This is a genomic window from Erythrobacter aurantius (assembly GCF_023823125.1).
GTDB lineage: Bacteria > Pseudomonadota > Alphaproteobacteria > Sphingomonadales > Sphingomonadaceae > Erythrobacter > Erythrobacter aurantius.
This window is the reverse complement of the sequence record NZ_CP090949.1, coordinates 1,352,093-1,365,690: the sequence shown is the minus strand read 5'-3', so window position 1 is coordinate 1,365,690 and position 13,598 is coordinate 1,352,093. Positions and strand designations below refer to the sequence as shown.

Genomic DNA, 13,598 nt, shown 5'->3' with positions numbered 1-13,598 from the left:
TTTGATCGGCACTGGGGGGTAGCTGATCGAGAGGCTGCCGGAGCTCACGCTCCGGCGGCCCCTTTTTCTTCAGGCTTGCTATTCGCCCTCGGCGGATTGCGCCTTGAGATCGATCACCTGATCGCGATCATAGGCGATAACGCCGTCGATCGGGGCGATGCGGGCGATCATCTGGCGATAGAAATTGTTGATCTTGCCCACGGCGAAGAATTCCGGGATCACAAATGGCTGCGATGCCAGCGTTGCAGGCATATCATAGACCAGTTCGCCCGATTGCTGCGGCAGTTCTACGACGAAACCGTTGAGACCGCTGTTCTCCTTGATCTGCGGCACAGGCGCGCCGCGATCTTCCTCCCACCGGGGCATGGCGAACAGCGAATTGCCGAGATTGGTGACGACGCCGGGCTTCACCTCGAACTTGATCGTTCCCATGCAATAGCACTGGCCGAGATAGCCCTGCTTCACCCCGTAGAACACCGGTCCGTACCAGATGTACGTCCCCGGCTTCAGCTCTTCGAGATAGGCGTAAGTGCCGCCATCCTTCGAATAGACGAAGGTGGGGCCGAAGCTGGTCGCGAAGAATTGTTCGATCGAAGCGTAGGTAAAGCCTTCCTCGGTCGGCTTCACCGGCTCTTCGGGCGGATTGTCGGTCGCGGTCTGGCTTTCCATCCGGCGCTGCCAGCGGGCGTAGTCCTTTTCATACTCCTCCACCGCCGCGGCAAAGGCTGCCGCGCGGGCCTCCTGATACTTGGCGATGTCTTCCTCGTCCGCCACCCGGATGAACGAACCGGCAAAGCGGTTGGGCGCGGTGAGGTAGATGTAGCCCATGTCGGGCTTGATCGATTCCTCGCCCTTTTCGATCTCGTCTTCCTCGATCGGGCGGGCGCTGGCCCCGGTTGCGGTGGCAAGACCCAGCGCCGCGACGCAGGCGAGTGTGATTGCGTGTCTGATCATCGGTCAAGCGCCTCCGTCGCCGGCTTGGGGCCGGACGCGACCTTGGCCTGTTGCAGCAGTGCGGCCTGCCGGACATCCTCGTCCTCGCGGCCGCCGCCCTCTTCGAAGTTGAATTCGGTCCAAAGGTTCTTGGGAATGCCGTAACGGCCGTATCCCTTGTACCCCATGCAGTTGCGCATGTTCACGCGGCGCATTTCGCGCCGTGCCGCAGACCCGTGGATCGCATCGGCCAGCACGGCGCCAAGCACCCCGCCGATCACCCCGCCAATGCCGTATTGATCGACATAATAGCCCGGATAGGGTTCGGCATTGCCGCGATAGGAGGCAAGGCCGCTGGCCAGATCGTCGCATTCGCTGATGTCAGCAAAGGCTTCGTCGAACGAAGTGCCCTCGCGGTGGAAGTAGTAATACTTCTCGAAATCGCCCACGCGCGCGCGGCGCATGTCAAACGCGGTTTCCGGCATCGGAATGGCGGCCACTTCCTCCGCCGTGAATGCGCGGACTTCCCGCGACTGCTCGATCGCCTGTGCCGATGCGGCACCGGCCAGGGGCAAGAGCAGCACCCCCAACAATTTTGCTTTCATACAGACCCTTCGCGCCCGCCCCCATTGGCCGCGCCATTCGCCGGGATTATCACGGATTTTGCCGCCGACAAGACAGCAAATTCAAACGCTGCTTTGTCTAAATCCTCCCCCGGAGCGCCTGATAGGCGGCGGCGGAAACGGTGTTCGCCAGATTGAGCGAGCGGATGACGTCGGAACGCATCGGCAGGCGGAACAGGCGGTCTGAGTGACGTTCGATTATGCTGCGCGGTAAACCTTTGGTTTCCTGACCGAATACCAGCATTGCATCCTCGGGATATTCGGGCTCGTAGAAACTGCGGCCGCCGAATTCCTCGAATAGAAAATGACGTGCTCCCCTGAAATGTGACCGCTTTTTGGTAGAGTCTGACGCAAGGAGTCGGACGATATGAAGCGAAGCAGGTTCAACGAAGAGCAGATCATTGCGATCTTGAAGGAGCAGGAAGCGGGCATGGCGACGACTGAGGTCTGCCGCCGCCACGGGATCAGCTCGGCGACGTTCTACAAGTGGAAGTCTAAGTTCGGCGGGCTCGAGGTGTCCGAGGCCCGGCGGCTGCGATCGCTCGAGGAGGAGAACTCGCGGCTGAAGAAGCTGCTGGCCGAGGCGATGTTGGACAACGCGGTGCTGAAGGATCTGGCATCAAAAAAATGGTAACGCCCGGCGCCAAGCGGGAAGCCGTCGCCTATGCCCGGGAGCATCACGGGGTGAGCGAGCGTCGGGCGTGTGCACTGGTTGGTGTGAGCCGCAGGGTAATCCGTTACGAGCCTACAAGGCCAGATGACGGGGCGCTGCGGCAACGGCTGCGCGAGCTGGCGGCGGAACGCCGCCGGTTCGGCTATCGCCGCCTGGGCTACCTTCTGGCGCGGGAAGGCATCAGGCCCAACCACAAGAAGCTGCTGCGCATCTACCGGGAGGAGGGGCTGCGCGTGCGTCGCCGTGGCGGCCGGAAAAGGGCCTTGGGCACGCGCAGGCCGATGGTGCTGCCGGACGGCCCGAACCAGCGTTGGTCGCTCGACTTCGTCTCCGACAGCCTGATCTGCGGTCGGCGCTTCCGTATCCTGTGCGTGGTCGATGACTACACGCGCGAGTGCCTGGCGCTGGTGGCCGATACGTCGCTGTCGGGTGCTCGGGTAGCGCGGGAACTGACCAGCCTTATCGGCATCCGGGGAAAGCCGCATACGGTGGTCAGCGACAATGGCACCGAACTGACCTCGTCGGCCATCCTGCGCTGGTCGCAGGAGCGCAGGGTCGAGTGGCACTACATCGCACCGGGAAAGCCAATGCAGAACGGCTTCGTGGAGAGCTTCAATGGCCGCCTGCGCGACGAATGCCTCAACGAGACGCTGTTCACCTCGCTGGCCCATGCCCGGTTCGTGCTGGCCGCCTGGCGACACGATTACAACACGGTCAGGCCACACTCGAAACTGGGCGGGAAGACCCCCGCCGAGATCGCCGGCCAACGTGTCTGGGGGCATGCCCCCAGACACGTTGCCATCCCATCAAACAACCATCATGAAGGAGCCAGACTCTACCTCTGACTGGTAACAATCAGGGGAGCACGTCAAAAAAGCTGACCTGGACGGGGCTGGCGCGCCTCCAGAAACGCGTCCCAACTAGCGTATTCCGTAAGGTGGACATGCGGCCAGTAATCAAGGCCCGAACGCTTCACCCGCTTGTCGCTGATTTCGAAGCCAAGCGGGTGGATCAGAATCAGTTCCATGCCCAGCGCCACACAAGTGCGCCCCACCGCCCCGGTGTTGCCGGGAATCTCGGGTTGGACGAGGACGATGGAGAGGCTCACGCCCCTGCCCTTACCCCAGCTTGTCCTTCAGCAGCTGGTTCACCACCGCCGGGTTGGCTTTGCCCTGCATCGCTTTCATCGTCTGGCCGACAAAGAAGCCGAACAGCTTGTCCTTGCCGCCGCGATATTCTTCGACCTTGTCGGCGTTGGCGGCGATGATGGCGTCGATCGCGGCTTCGATGGCGCCGGTGTCGCTGACCTGCTTCAGCCCTTCGGCATCGGCGATTTCACCCGGTTCACGGCCCGTACGCAGCACCAGTTCGAAGATTTCCTTGGCCTGACCGCCCGAAATCTCGCCCTTGTCCTGCATCGCGAGGATCGCGGCCTGGCTTTCGGCGGTGGCGCGGGCGGGATCGGCTTCCTCGCCATAGTTTTCGCGCGCCTGCTTGATCACGCCGGGGGCGACAGACAGCGCCCAGTTGGCGACCTGCGTGGCGACAGCGGTTTCAGCCTTGCCGATGGCCTTGGCCGTCGCGGCCAGCAGCGTTTCGAACCTGGCGAAAGTCTCAACCTCCGCCGTCAGTTCGCGCGCATTGTAAGGCGTGAGGCCCAGCTCCTGCTCATACCTTGTGCGCTTGGCATCGGGCAGTTCGGGCAGGCTGGCGCGGCATTCCTCGAGGAAATCATCCTCCAGCACCAGCGGCAGCAGATCGGGATCGGGGAAGTAGCGGTAATCATGCGCGTCTTCCTTGCTGCGCATCGTCCGCGTGGTGCCGGTGCCCGGATCGAACAGGCGCGTTTCCTGATCGACGGTGCCGCCACTTTCCAGCACGTCCACCTGACGGTTCGCCTCGTATTCGATAACCTGCATGACGAAGCGCACCGAATTGACGTTCTTCGTTTCGGTCCGCGTGCCGAATTCCTCGCCCGGACGGCGCACCGACACGTTCACGTCGGCGCGCATCGATCCTTCTTCCATGTTCCCGTCGCACGAACCGACATAGCGCAGGATCGAGCGCAGCTTGCGGACATAGGCCCCCGCCTCTGCGGGAGAGCGCATGTCCGGACGGCTGACGATTTCCATCAGCGCGACGCCCGAACGGTTCAAATCGACATAGGACATGGTGGGGTGCTGATCGTGCATCAGCTTGCCCGCGTCCTGTTCGACATGGATGCGTTCGATGCCGATCACCTTGTCTTCGGGAATTCCGGATTTTTCGTCCGCCTCGATCAGCAACTGCCCTTCGCCCACCAGCGGGTGGTAAAGCTGGCTGATCTGGTACCCCTGCGGCAAATCGGCGTAGAAGTAGTTCTTGCGGTCGAAACGGCTCCATTTGTTGATCTGTGCTTCGATAGCCATGCCGGTGCGCACCGCCTGACGGATGCATTCACGATTGGGCACGGGCAGCATCCCGGGCATAGCCGCATCGACGAGGCTGACCTGAGAGTTCGGCTCCGCACCAAAGGCGGTGGAGGCGCCTGAAAAGAGCTTGGCATTGGAGGTCACCTGCGCGTGGACTTCAAGGCCGATCACGACCTCCCATTCACCCGTTGCGCCCTGAATGCGGTAGTTACTCATCGTTTTCTGCCTTGTCTGTCTCAAGTCGCCGTGCGGGCTTTGCCTCATCCGGCGGTGTCGGAGCGGGATCGCGGATCACCTTCCCGCTCGCATCAAACCGCGCTTCGCCGTGATCGATCGTCTTCGAAAGATACATCACCACCCCGCCGATCAGCACAAAGGCGACGAGGAAGATAAGGACGAAGGTCGCGGTGAAACCCATTTACCACCACTTCTCCGGCGCATGGGTGAACCCGGCGCGTTCCTGAATGGCAAGGCCCGCATCGAGCACGGTCTGTTCGTCAAACGGCTTGCCCACCAGTTGCAGCCCCAGCGGCAGGCCGTCGGGGTTCAGCCCGGCAGGCACGCTCATCGCGGGAAGGCCAGCGAGGCTCGCGGGAACGGCGTAAACGTCGTTCAGATACATCGCCAGCGGATCGTCCACGTTCTCGCCCAGCGGGAAGCTGGCGGTCGGCGTGGTCGGCGCAAGGATCAGGTCACAATCAGCCCATGCGTTTTCGTAATCGCGGGCGACGAGCGCGCGCACTTTCTGCGCCTGATTGTAATAGGCGTCATAAAAGCCCGCCGACAGCACATAGGTGCCAATCAGGATGCGGCGCTTCACCTCGTCACCGAAACCGGCGGCGCGGGTGGCGGCATACATGTCCTGAAGGCCCGCACCATCGGGCAGGTCGCGCAGGCCATAGCGCACGCCGTCATAGCGCGCGAGGTTGGACGAAGCCTCTGCCGGGGCGATGATGTAATAGGCGGGCAGCGCGTATTTGGAGTGCGGCAAGGAGACGTCGACGATTTCGGCGCCCGCATCCTTCAGCCACGCCATGCCCTGTTCCCACGAAGCGATAACGCCCGCGTCGGTGCCTTCCATGCGGTATTCCTTGGGAATGCCGACACGCTTACCCTTGAGGTCGCTCGACAGCGCGGCTTCCCAGTCGGGGACGTCCATCTTGAGGCTGGTCGCATCCTTCGGATCGAAACCCGCCATCGCGCCGAGCATGATCGCGCAGTCTTCGACGCTGCGGGCCATCGGGCCTGCCTGATCGAGGCTGGAGGCGAAGGCGACAACGCCCCAGCGCGAACACCGGCCATAGGTCGGCTTGATCCCGCAAATGCCGGTGAAGGCGGCGGGCTGGCGGATCGAGCCCCCGGTGTCAGTGCCCGTCGCTGCCGGAGCGATGCGCGCGGCCACCGCAGCCGAGGAACCGCCCGATGATCCACCGGGCGACATGGCGGCGTTGCTGCCGGCCTTTTTCCAGGGCGAGGTGACATTGCCGAAATAGGAGGTTTCGTTCGACGATCCCATCGCGAACTGATCGAGGTTCAGCTTGCCCAGCATCCCCGCGCCCGCGTTCCACAGGTTCTGCGACACGGTGCTTTCGTATTCGGGTTTGAACCCTTCGAGGATGTGGCTCGCCGCGCTGGTCTGCACCCCGCGCGTTGCGAACAGGTCCTTCATCCCGATCGGCACGCCCGCCATCGCGCCCAGTTCCTCACCGGCGGCGCGCTTGGCATCGACGGCATCGGCAGCGGCCAGCGCGTGATCGGGGGTGGTGACGATGAAGGCGTTGAGCGCGGCGGCCTGCGCCACGGCGGCGTTGAAGCTTTCCGCCACTTCGCGCGCGGTGAAATCGCCGGCGCGCACGCCGTCGCGGATGGCTTTGACACCCAGAGAGGTAAAGTCGGTCATATTATTCGATCACCTTCGGCACGCCGAAAAATCCGTGTTCCGCAGCCGGAGCATTGGCAAGCACATCGTCGCGCTTGCCACCGCCCGTCAGCGGATCGGCGTCAACCACGTCATCGCGCAGGCGCAGCGTGTTGGGGATGACGGCGGACATCGGCTCAATGCCGGTCACGTCGACTTCGCCCAATTGCTCAACCCATGCGAGGATGCCGTTCAATTCGGGCACCATGCGTTCGAGTTCTTCGTCGCTCGTCTTGATCCGCGCCAGCGACGCGATCTTGGCAACATCTTGTTTGGATACTGACATGGCGCGAGCGTTAGCGCCGCACAGGGGCGCCTTCAAGCGGGAGTTGGGCTGTCAGCGCGCTATTTGAAAGGATCGCCGACAGGTTTGCCGTCGATATAGACCTGTTGCCCGGTGAAGGGGCGCAATTCAACGGTTGCGTCGCCGTCGAATTCGGGCACTTCGCGCGCCACTGACCGCCCAAGTTCGCCCTGTACCACGTCCAGCACAATCGCCCTTTGGGCATTCGGTTCAACCCGGAGCAGGCGCATGGAGCCGCCACGCTCTTTTGTGTTCAGCACCACCGCGAGCACCCCGTTCGCATCCTCGCGCAAATTCGCTACGCGGCAGCCATACTGGCACAGCCAGGCATCCTCTTCGAGCCGCGCCCTGATTGCCGTAGCCGCAGCCTCGTCAAAGCCGGAAAGATCCACCCCGGCAATTGCGTCGCGCTGTTCGGGCAGCAAGGGGCCGAAACCGCGACTTTCCATCGCCTGCGCCTCTGCAGCGAGCTTTGCCACCTCGCCTTCGCGCGCGGCGAGATCGGCCAATGCATCGCGTCCGGCATCGCCGAAATCCCAGCGCAGCGCGTTGAAATCGAAATCCTCCACACTTACCGCACCGGAATCGAGCCGGGCGATCTGGTTCTTCGCGGAAATCGCGCCGAAATTGAAAATCGGCATCGCCAGCACCAGCGCGATCCCGCAGGTCAGCATCGCCAGATGCAGGTTCGACTGACGCAAATGCTCGCGCCATCCCCCCTCCAGCAGCGTGCGCCAGCCGCGAATGGCGGAGACGAAATAGGCAACACCATAAGCCACCGCGACCGCGATCGAGACAATTGCCCAGAGGCGTTCCGGGCTGAGGCCATGCTGCGCGATCCGCGTGCCCATCGACAGCGCGGCCATCACCGACAGCGGCAAAATGCCCAGCGCCAACACGAAGCCCGCGACCCGCAGAACCCGTGAATGGCTGGCATGTTCGTCATCATCGCGCACCACCGAATTGGCGAGCACGAAACAGCCGACCGCAATGGCGAGCAACAGGGGCGTGGCACTGCGCGTTGCCTCCCACAGTACGTCGAGGCCCGACAGCGCGACCGCCAGCAGGAACAGCACCAACGCGACAGCCAGCGGCAGGGCAAGGATCGACAGCACCAGCAGCACGACATTCTGCAATGTGCCGATGATCTTCAACTGGTTGCGCAGCACACCCAGCGCCGCGCCGAAAGTGACGCCGGAATAGACCCAGCCGAAGATTTCCTCTTCGATCAGGTCTTTCAGTAGCTCGATCCGGATCGCGCTGAACAATTCGGCGAGGATCGCGATCAGCGCCCATGAAAGCCCGACAAAGGCGAGCGCCCCGGCGGCGGTGATTGCATCGGTCCAGACGTGGAAATGGGTCGCCTTGTAACTGGTCGCCCAGCGATGCCGGTGGAAACCCGCCTGGAACAGCGGGACGGAAAGCGTCACCGCCAGCAGACCGGCGGCGACCCAGAAACCTTCATCGGCATAGCGATCACCCGCGCTCGTCGCGCGCCACGCTATTCCGGCCATGACCAGCGCGACCCCGCCCGCAAACAGCGTGGATGATTTCCAGCGTTCGGGCGATAGCGTGACAGCGCAGGCGAGCGGCCCGAACACCAGGGCCGCGGTAATCGCCATGCGCCACGGCACCTGCTCGCCGCCATCGCTGGCAAAATGGACGAGCATCGCCGCCAGCCCGAGCATCAGCGCGAGCGCCCACGGCCGCGAAGGCCATTCGTTCAGGCTGTCATCATCATCAACCGCTGAGCGTTCGTCCGTCATGTGACCCCCGGCTCAGCGGCTGTCCGGATCAGTTGGCCGGAGCCGCTTCAGGCCCGGGGCCTTCCGGTCCGCCTGCGCCCATCTGGCTTTGCATTGCGCGCTGCAGGATCGACAAATTGCGATCGAACATCTCGCGGGTCATGAAATCGACCACTTCGACTTCGAATTTGAGGTCGGCACCCGGAGGGATCGGCGCACCCGGAGGCGGCGCGTCGCCATAGGCCATTTCCGCCGGGATATAGAGTTCGTACTTGCCGCCCTTCTGCATCTGCTGGAGGCCGAGGTAGAACCCTTCGATGGTCGCGTCCTTTTCGACCGGGAACGGGCTGCCTTCGGGGAAGACACCCTGAACCGGCAGCGGGATGTCCTGCGATTCGTCGAAGACTTCGCCGGTGGATGCCAGCATCCCCTTGTACCGTACGAAAACCATGTCGCCTTCCTGCGGGTTGGGGCCTTCGCCAGCCACCAGCGTATCGACGCTGAAACCCTTGGGTACGGCAGCCCATGCGAGCCCTGCGCCGAGCAGGATGGCGATGATTACGCCCAGCCAGATCTTGGTAAGCGAGCCCTTGGCAACGGGCTGGATCGGAACGCGGGTGACTTCGGTCATGGATGATCCCTGAAAGATTGCGCCGGACAGCAAAAGGGCGCGGTCAATACACCGCGCCCTGATGGCTTATCCGATTGTGTGTTTCAAGCGATTGCTGCCTGAAACGCGCCTTTGACAGCGCGGCGACGGCTTACTTGATGCCGTCACGCTCCATCCGCTTGCGCTCAAGCTTGCGAGCGCGGCGAACGGCTGCAGCCTTTTCACGGGCGCGCTTTTCGCTGGGCTTTTCGTAGTGACGACGCAGCTTCATTTCGCGATAAACGCCTTCGCGCTGCAGCTTCTTCTTGAGAGCGCGGAGAGCCTGATCGACATTGTTATCGCGAACGATGATTTGCATAAACGAAGTCTACCTTACCTTTTCAAAAGCGCGAAGACCCGCAGAAAACCGCGGAATTGCGCGTGAAACTGACGCTGAAACAGGCGCGAATCCCGATGGAGACGCGCTCAAACTGGGGGCGACATAGCGTCGCCTGCACGAAATGGCAAGATAGCAGGGCCGTCCAAAGCGAACGCGCGCTATGCAGACGGGCCACCCCGCGCTAAGGGCGGTGCAATGTCCGCTGCAAGCCTGCCCCCACTCATCGCCTCGCTTTATGTCGCCTCCGGTGCCGCCGTGGGCGGACTGGCGCGTTATCACATCGGCCGCGGGATCAATTACACCTTTGTGCAAGGCTCCACCTTCCCGTGGGCCACTCTGGTCATCAATGTTGTCGGCAGCCTGCTGATGGGCGTACTGCTGGGCTGGCTGGCGCGATCATCGGGCGCGCCGCAGTTCAAGGAAAGCATGCAATTGCTCATCGGGGTCGGATTGCTGGGCGGCTTCACCACCTTCAGCGCTTTCAGCGCTGAAATGGTGACGATGATCTATCGCGGGCAGATGCTCGCCAGCGTGCTGTATGGCTCGGCCTCGGTGATCGCCGGGATGATTGCCTTCGTGATCGCGCTGATCGCGGTGCAGGGCCTGCAATGACCGATACGAGCACCGAAGTCCGCCAGTTCACCATTGGCGAAGACGATGACGGCGTGCGGGTGGACCGCTGGTTCAAACGCAATCTGCCGCAGATCGGGTTCGCCACGATCTCGCGCTGGGCGCGCACCGGACAGGTGCGGGTTGATGGCAAAAGGGTGAAGCCCGAGGACCGATTGCAGGCAGGCCAGGTGCTGCGCGTACCGCCAGGTGGTGAAGTGTCGGGCAAGCCGCAACGCCCCCGCCGCGCGCTTTCGCCCGAACAGATCGCCGAAGCGCGCGCGATGGTGATCCGTGAAACACCCAGTGCGATCGTGCTCAACAAACCGCCGGGCCTCGCGACACAAGGCGGCAGCAAGACCAACAAGCATGTCGACGGGCTGCTTGATGCCTTTGTCGAGGATGAAGGCACACCCCGCCCGCGTCTCGTCCACCGGCTCGACAAGGATACGTCGGGCGTTTTGCTGGTGGCGAAAACGCCGGGCAGCGCAGCGAGTTATTCCAAGCGTTTCGCCGGGCGCAGCGCGCGCAAGGTGTATTGGGCGCTGGTCGTCGGCGTGCCCGAAGTGCGCGAAGGGACGATTGATGCCCCGCTCGCCAAGCAACCGGGCACCGGCGGCGAGAAAATGCATGTCGACGAAGAAAACGGCGCGGCTGCGAAAACGCGGTATCGCGTGGTCGAACGCGCCGGGCAGAAGGCCGCATGGGTCGAGCTGGAGCCGCTGACGGGCCGCACCCACCAGCTGCGCGTCCATATGGCCGCGATAGGCCATCCGATCGTCGGCGACGGAAAGTACGGCGGGCAGGACGCTTTCCTGACCGGCACGATCAGCCGCAAGATGCACCTCCACGCGCGCCGCCTGATCATCGCCACGCCCGAAAGCAAGGGAAGCAGCTCAACCGGGGGGGGCAAGCTGGACGTGACCGCCGATTTGCCGGAGCATTTCGCCGCAAGCATGGAAGCTCTGGGTTTTGACCCGGCGCTGTCCGATGCTGCGCCGATCCGCGACGAAGCGCCCGAACGCACTCCGGCGGAAAAGAAGCTGGCCGCGCGTCGCCACTTCAAACAAGCGCGCAAGGAAGCCCGCGCCCCGCGTCGCGCACGCGGAGCCGCGAACAGCGCGAAGAAACAGGCGAAAGGCAAGCCCAAGGGGCGCAAGAAGTGACCCAGCGCCTTGCTGTGTTCGATTGCGACGGCACTCTGGTTGACGGGCAGGCCGATGTGCTGTGGGCGATGGCCCGCGCATTCGAGCGCGCGCAGATGCCCACGCCCGATCCGGCCAAGGTCCGCAGGCTGGTCGGGCTGAGTCTGCCGGTCGCGATCCGCGAGCTGGCCCCCGATGCGGAGCCCGCAACGCAGCGCGACCTTACCGAATTCTACAAATCCAGCTTTCGCGCCCGGCGCGAGGAAGGGTTGCTGGACGAACCGCTTTACGACGGGATCGCGGATTTGCTCCGCGCCCTGCATGCCGATGGCTGGAGCCTGGCGGTTGCCACCGGCAAATCGGATCGCGGCCTGACCGCCTGCCTCGCCGGGCACGGCCTTACCGATCTGTTCGTCTCGCTCCAGACGGCCGACCGCCACCCGTCGAAACCGCATCCCGCCATGCTGGAGGCCGCGCTGTTCGAAGCGGGTGCGCAGCCCGAAGACACGGTGATGATCGGCGATACCAGCTTCGACATGCAGATGGCCCGTGCGGCGCGGGTGCGCGCGGTGGGCGTGGCATGGGGCTATCACTCCCCGGCCGAACTGCTGGCGAGCGGAGCTGACATCGTGGCACGCAGCGTCGCACATCTCGCGACGGAATTGGGAGCGATGCAGTGACCGACATGATCGACAGCGCGGAGATGCAGGCCCGCCGCCGCTATCTCCTCACCAATCTGGTGCGGCTGGGTTCGCTGGCCGCAGTGCTGGCCGGGCTTGCGATGGCACGTCAGGTGATCCCGGGCCCGACCATGCTGGGCGGTGCAATCGCACTTGGCGGGATGCTCGGGTTCTTCTTTGTCCCGGCCCTGCTGGTTCGACGCTGGAAATCTCAGGACGGAAAAGTCGAGAAATGAAGCGCTTTTACAAGGAAGTTGCCGCTGCCCCAGTGGATGGCGGATGGCAGGTCACGCTTGACGGACGCGGGATCAAGACGGTCAAAGGTGCGCCGCAGATCGTGCCGAGCGAGGCGCTGGCGCTCGCAATGGCGGCAGAGTGGGACGCGCAAGGCGAAAAGATCGACCCCTCCAGCTTCGTTTTCCGGGACATGGTGGATTACGCCATCGATGTCGTCGCGCCCGATCCGGCGGCGCTGGTCGAAAAGGTTTCGACCTATGGCGATACCGACACGCTGCTGTACCGCGCCGACCCGGACGAGCCGCTGTTCGCGCGCCAGCAGGAAATCTGGGAGCCGATCGTCACCACATTTGAGCAGCGCCACGGGATCGAACTGGTGCGGGTCAGCGGCATTGTCCACCGTCCGCAATCCGATGCCGCGCTGCCGCGGCTGCGAGAACGGCTGGGCGAACAGACATCCTTCGCGCTGGCTGCGACCGAAGCCATGACGAGCCTTGCCGCTTCGCTGGTGATCGGGCTTTCGGCGCTCGACACCTCGCAGGAGGATGCGGCGCTCACGCTGTGGCAGGCCGCCTGTCTCGAAGAGGAATGGCAGGCGGATCTCTGGGGCCGCGATTACGAGGCGGAAGAACGCCGCGCAAAGCGGCAGGCCGATTTCCTCAACGCGTGGCGGATGGCTCGGCTGGCAACGGCCTGACCGCCACCTATCCCGCGTCAACCACCCAGTCGGCAACTTCGCCCGCGACGGTGTTCGCCACCCGGTTGAGCGCCGGGCCGACCGATCCCGCTTCGGGCTGCACGCCCTGTTCACGCGCTTCGAACCGGCGCGAGACGACCTTGCCATCGGCATTCGTTCGGATCGCTTCGAAGCGTACCACCACCGACGAAGTCGGCGCATCGTAAGTCATGTCGAGCAACGTCCCGCGCACAAAGGTATCGGCGCGCGCCGGAGTATCGTCATTGTCCAGCACCAGCGCCGCCACGCGAGTGCGCAGCGTTTCCCCGATCAACCGGCGGAAGAGACGTGCAGGCTTTTCGATCCAGAACGCCTCTTGCAGATAGGCGACTTCGGTTTCCGACACATTCACCGGAACGCGCAGAACATCGAGCTTTGCCGGGACTTCCGGAGTCAGCACGGCAATCGCGCCTTCGCTGTCCTCTCCGCCAGCCTGCGCACCCGATCCGGCGGGCGCGCTCGCGGTCGACGACAGCGTGAGCAGGCTTTCGGGCGGTTCCTGCCCAAGGCTGATGCAGCCGGACAGGGTCAGGGCAAAGGCGGCGGAAATGCCCGCCAGCAAGCGGCGCTGTGACGCGGTGTTCATCAATGTCCC

Annotated in this window: 18 protein-coding genes; 6 read left to right on the top strand and 12 right to left on the bottom strand. The window is 63.6% G+C overall.

The annotated features are described in order from the left end of the window. Positions 1-78: 78 nt before the first annotated feature. From L1K66_RS06485 to L1K66_RS06475, 3 genes are all read right to left on the bottom strand, one after another. Positions 79-954, bottom strand: coding sequence for a hypothetical protein (locus L1K66_RS06485; protein WP_252260137.1), 876 nt, complete (start codon positions 952-954; stop codon positions 79-81). Further along, on the bottom strand, positions 951-1,517 hold the full coding sequence (locus L1K66_RS06480; protein ID WP_252260136.1) for a hypothetical protein: 567 nt from the start codon (positions 1,515-1,517) through the stop codon (positions 951-953). The genes L1K66_RS06485 and L1K66_RS06480 overlap by 4 nt, the downstream gene beginning before the upstream one ends. A 118-nt stretch (positions 1,518-1,635) precedes the next feature. Beyond that, on the bottom strand, positions 1,636-2,016 hold the full coding sequence (locus tag L1K66_RS06475) for a TrmH family RNA methyltransferase (RefSeq protein WP_252260135.1): 381 nt from the start codon (positions 2,014-2,016) through the stop codon (positions 1,636-1,638). On the opposite strand from L1K66_RS06475, the gene L1K66_RS06470 reads away from it, so the two are divergent. Next, a protein-coding gene (locus tag L1K66_RS06470) for an IS3 family transposase (RefSeq protein ID WP_252258086.1) occupies positions 1,924-3,074 on the top strand; the annotation gives its coding sequence in 2 pieces (ribosomal slippage) (positions 1,924-2,176 and positions 2,176-3,074; 1,152 coding nt in all). The genes L1K66_RS06475 and L1K66_RS06470 overlap by 93 nt on opposite strands. Positions 3,075-3,097: 23 nt before the next feature. On the opposite strand, the gene L1K66_RS06465 is transcribed toward L1K66_RS06470, so the two are convergent. The 8 genes from L1K66_RS06465 to rpsU form a co-directional block, all read right to left on the bottom strand. Continuing rightward, on the bottom strand, positions 3,098-3,337 hold the full coding sequence (locus tag L1K66_RS06465) for a tRNA (cytidine(34)-2'-O)-methyltransferase (protein WP_252260134.1): 240 nt from the start codon (positions 3,335-3,337) through the stop codon (positions 3,098-3,100). 10 nt (positions 3,338-3,347) lie between these two features. Further along, entirely contained in the window at positions 3,348-4,856 is a 1,509-nt protein-coding gene (gatB, locus tag L1K66_RS06460) for an Asp-tRNA(Asn)/Glu-tRNA(Gln) amidotransferase subunit GatB (RefSeq protein WP_252260133.1), read from the bottom strand. Then, positions 4,849-5,058: a hypothetical protein gene (locus tag L1K66_RS06455; protein ID WP_252260132.1), complete on the bottom strand. Its 210-nt coding sequence runs from the start codon at positions 5,056-5,058 to the stop codon at positions 4,849-4,851. Before L1K66_RS06455 ends, gatB begins: the two co-directional genes overlap by 8 nt. Further along, positions 5,059-6,540: an Asp-tRNA(Asn)/Glu-tRNA(Gln) amidotransferase subunit GatA gene (gene gatA / locus L1K66_RS06450; RefSeq protein WP_252260131.1), complete on the bottom strand. Its 1,482-nt coding sequence runs from the start codon at positions 6,538-6,540 to the stop codon at positions 5,059-5,061. Position 6,541: 1 nt separating this feature from the next. Next, positions 6,542-6,844 carry an Asp-tRNA(Asn)/Glu-tRNA(Gln) amidotransferase subunit GatC gene (gatC, locus tag L1K66_RS06445; protein WP_252260130.1) on the bottom strand — a complete coding sequence of 101 codons (303 nt, stop codon included), beginning with the start codon at positions 6,842-6,844 and terminating at the stop codon, positions 6,542-6,544. Between the two features lie 59 nt (positions 6,845-6,903). Next, positions 6,904-8,628: a DUF4153 domain-containing protein gene (locus L1K66_RS06440; protein WP_252260129.1), complete on the bottom strand. Its 1,725-nt coding sequence runs from the start codon at positions 8,626-8,628 to the stop codon at positions 6,904-6,906. Positions 8,629-8,656: 28 nt separating this feature from the next. Next, positions 8,657-9,238: an FKBP-type peptidyl-prolyl cis-trans isomerase gene (locus L1K66_RS06435; RefSeq protein WP_252260128.1), complete on the bottom strand. Its 582-nt coding sequence runs from the start codon at positions 9,236-9,238 to the stop codon at positions 8,657-8,659. Positions 9,239-9,368: 130 nt separating this feature from the next. After that, on the bottom strand, positions 9,369-9,575 hold the full coding sequence (rpsU, locus tag L1K66_RS06430; protein WP_034952298.1) for a 30S ribosomal protein S21: 207 nt from the start codon (positions 9,573-9,575) through the stop codon (positions 9,369-9,371). Positions 9,576-9,791: 216 nt separating this feature from the next. Between rpsU and crcB the strand changes: the two genes are divergently transcribed. The 5 genes from crcB to L1K66_RS06405 are packed head-to-tail and all read left to right on the top strand — an operon-like array spanning position 9,792 to position 12,964. After that, entirely contained in the window at positions 9,792-10,208 is a 417-nt protein-coding gene (gene crcB / locus L1K66_RS06425) for a fluoride efflux transporter CrcB (protein WP_252260127.1), read from the top strand. Beyond that, a complete protein-coding gene (locus L1K66_RS06420; RefSeq protein ID WP_252260126.1) occupies positions 10,205-11,371 on the top strand; it encodes an RluA family pseudouridine synthase in 1,167 nt (388 codons plus the stop codon). The genes crcB and L1K66_RS06420 overlap by 4 nt, the downstream gene beginning before the upstream one ends. Further along, a complete protein-coding gene (locus L1K66_RS06415; RefSeq protein WP_252260125.1) occupies positions 11,368-12,030 on the top strand; it encodes an HAD-IA family hydrolase in 663 nt (220 codons plus the stop codon). The genes L1K66_RS06420 and L1K66_RS06415 overlap by 4 nt, the downstream gene beginning before the upstream one ends. Continuing rightward, a complete protein-coding gene (locus L1K66_RS06410) occupies positions 12,027-12,266 on the top strand; it encodes a hypothetical protein (RefSeq protein WP_252260124.1) in 240 nt (79 codons plus the stop codon). The genes L1K66_RS06415 and L1K66_RS06410 overlap by 4 nt, the downstream gene beginning before the upstream one ends. Then, positions 12,263-12,964 (top strand): ATP12 family chaperone protein, encoded by a 702-nt coding sequence (locus L1K66_RS06405; protein WP_252260123.1) that lies wholly within the window; start codon positions 12,263-12,265, stop codon positions 12,962-12,964. Before L1K66_RS06410 ends, L1K66_RS06405 begins: the two co-directional genes overlap by 4 nt. A 7-nt stretch (positions 12,965-12,971) precedes the next feature. On the opposite strand, the gene L1K66_RS06400 is transcribed toward L1K66_RS06405, so the two are convergent. Continuing rightward, a complete protein-coding gene (locus tag L1K66_RS06400) occupies positions 12,972-13,589 on the bottom strand; it encodes an ABC-type transport auxiliary lipoprotein family protein (RefSeq protein ID WP_252260122.1) in 618 nt (205 codons plus the stop codon). Between the last annotated feature and the right edge of the window lie 9 nt (positions 13,590-13,598).